Raw genomic sequence first — 445 nt, 5'->3', positions numbered from 1 at the left:
GCAGGTGGCGCTGGTCGCCGACGCCGACGCGATCCCCGATGAGGGCGAAGGCGTCGTCACGTTGATGACGCTGCATACGGCCAAGGGGCTGGAGTTCCCGGTCGTGTTCCTCACCGGCATGGAGGACGGCGTCTTCCCTCACATGCGCTCGATGGGCGACGCCAAAGAACTCGAAGAGGAACGTCGGCTCGCCTACGTCGGCATCACCCGCGCCCGCGAGCGGCTGTACCTCACGCGGGCCACGGTGCGTTCGGCATGGGGAGCGCCGTCGTACAACCCGGCGTCGCGGTTCCTCGACGAGATCCCCGACCACCTCGTCGACTGGCGGCGCATGGGCACCGCACCGACCCAGTGGACGCCGAGCACGCCGTCGGCCACCGCGCGTCGTGAGTCCTTCCGCTCCTCGACGGTGGCGGCCAAATCCCGCCGCGCCACCCGCGACATC

At 70.1% G+C, this 445-nt stretch carries 1 protein-coding gene; it reads left to right on the top strand.

Going from position 1 to position 445, the window contains the following annotated elements; translation table 11 throughout:
• On the top strand, window positions 1-445 hold a 445-nt coding region (locus tag D9V41_RS16410), incomplete at both ends, for a 3'-5' exonuclease (protein WP_166376096.1).

Source organism: Aeromicrobium phragmitis, assembly GCF_003674095.1.
Classification (GTDB): Bacteria; Actinomycetota; Actinomycetes; order Propionibacteriales; family Nocardioidaceae; genus Aeromicrobium; species Aeromicrobium phragmitis.
Note: the sequence above shows the minus strand (reverse complement) of the source record. Positions and strands in the feature narration are given on the sequence as shown.